Annotated in this window: 1 pseudogene; it reads left to right on the forward strand. The window is 58.0% G+C overall.

The window, feature by feature from the left end:
• Positions 1-1,746: pseudogene (locus CAG41_RS28725) on the forward strand (hypothetical protein); the annotation flags it as partial.
• Positions 1,747-2,237: the final 491 nt, after the last annotated feature.

The following is a 2,237-nucleotide window of genomic DNA, read 5'->3' on the forward strand; positions in this document are numbered from 1 at the left end:
AGCGCCGGCAAGGACGTCGTCTTCACCCTCAGCGCCGCGTTCGTGCAGCAGCACTTCGAGGCCCGGCGCGGGGAGACGCTGACGGCGAGCTACAGCATCAAGCGGGCCGAGACGGGCAAGGTGAGCTATTCCAATCCGTTGACGTTCGTGATCGGCCAACCGATATCGCTCGACCCGCCGACGCTCGACTCCGTCAAGGGCTCGCCCAGCGGCGTGGAGGTTCCAGACGGCAGCCTCATCGTCGAAACCTCGGTAGTGCTGAGTGGCACCGCCAGCAAGGGCCAGAAAGTCGATGTGCTGGATGGCGTCACATCCAAAGGCCAAGCCACCGCCGATGCCGCGACCGGCCGCTGGACATTGACCGTGAGCGGGCTGAGCGCGGCGGTGCACACCTTCACCGCCAAGGCAATGTACGGCGACGGTCTGGTATCGACGCCGCGCAGCTTCACGGTGGTGGCGCTCATCAAGCCGACGCTGAGCAATGTGCTGGACGCCAACAACGTGGAGGTTCCGGAAGGCACCAGCACCGTGAGCACCACGCTGAAGCTGCGGGGCACGGCCAGCAAAGGGCAGAAGGTGGAGATCTTCGACGGCAACGGCTCGACGGCGGTGTCCAAGGGCACGGTGACGGCTCACGCAACGACGGGTGCGTGGGAACTCAGCATCACCGTTCCCGTGGGCGGGCGGCGGCTGTATGCCAAGTCGCTGTACCACAGCACGGCGACCTATTCGAATGTGCGGCTGCTGACGGTAGTGACCTCGGTCGCGCCGACGATCACTTCGGTGAAGGACCCCAAGGGCGTCGAGATCGCAAACGGCGGCATCACGGTCGCAACCAGCGTCACGCTCACCGGCACGGCGGCCAAAGGCCTGAAGGTCGAGGTGTTCGATGGCACCGTGTCCAAGGGCCAAGTGACCGCGAATGCGACATCGGGCGTATGGACGCTGACGGTATCGGGGTTGAGCGTCGCGGCACACAGATTCACGGCGAAAGCCTTGTACGGCGCCAGTCCGGTGTCGGCGGCCAGAACCCTGACCGTGACGGCGGCGACAGCGCCGACCATCACCTCGGTGAAAGATCCGAAGGGTGTGGACATTCCGCACGACGGTATGACTCTTGAGACCAGCGTCACGCTCACCGGCGCAGCAGCGAAAGGGCAGAAGGTCGAGGTGTTCGATGGCAATGTGTCCAAGGGCGAGGTCACGGCGAATGCGACCTCGGGTGTGTGGACACTGACAGCGTCGGGCCTGAGCGTGGCGGCGCACAGTTTTACGGCCAAGGCGCGCTATGGAACCGAGCCTGTTTCTGATTCCAGAACCTTTAAAGTTGTGCGTTGGGTTTCAGGTTCAGAAAATTGGGAAACAGAACCACATGGAACGTTCGCCGCGGGGCAGTCGAAACGGTGCCAAAGCGGATTGACTTTCTATGTGAAGTCCGTTCCGAACCCCTTATATTATGGCGTTATTCTATGGAAGGAATCTCCCAAATACATGTCAGTAACATACTACGCCACAGTAGAACTGACATTTGACGGCATAATTAAGAATTTTAACTATGAGTACATCTGCTACAACGCAGCAACAATAAGTTTTTTCAACCTTGATGGTGCTGTCAAAGAAATCACCCTATCGCCATCTGGAAGTTCATTCAGACCTGGCAGCCATACCGACCAGGCCGGCCTTAGCAAAATCGTCATAAAAGATATTCGCGGAGGAGTAGATCTAGACAATCTAAGATGGAGTTAGTCAGCCATATTGAAAATGGGGACGGATTCATTTATGCGTTGTTTTTTTGATTTTTTTCAGTTCTGAAGTTAACGAAGAGATGAGGATGGATGTGTTTATCCGTCCTCATTTCCTCTTCTAGATTATTGCATTGACTAATCTGCAGCGAGACATGTTTAAACATGTTGATCACAGTTTCCATACACCCACATCGCCTTGCGCCATTGCCTACAACTACGCCAGAATCCGCCGGCTTGTGCGCCTGGGGGGCGGGTTCTATCGTTTGGCGGTCACTGACGAATCAGTGATCGGGTCTCGCAGCCCGTCGATCTCTGGACGCACAATCTCCTCCATGCCTGTCATGGCGGCTGTACGTGGGAGGCCTTCGGGCCTGCCGGTTCTAGAGTCCCGGTCTGCGACCCGCGTATAGCTGCCACCCTCTCGTATCGCAGCGAATCGAGGCGGCTCCATGACTCTGGAGATGCAAGCATGTTCAAACCCACCCCCAACCC

The organism is Pseudomonas sp. B35(2017) (assembly GCF_002113645.1).
GTDB lineage: Bacteria > Pseudomonadota > Gammaproteobacteria > Pseudomonadales > Pseudomonadaceae > Aquipseudomonas > Aquipseudomonas ekonensis.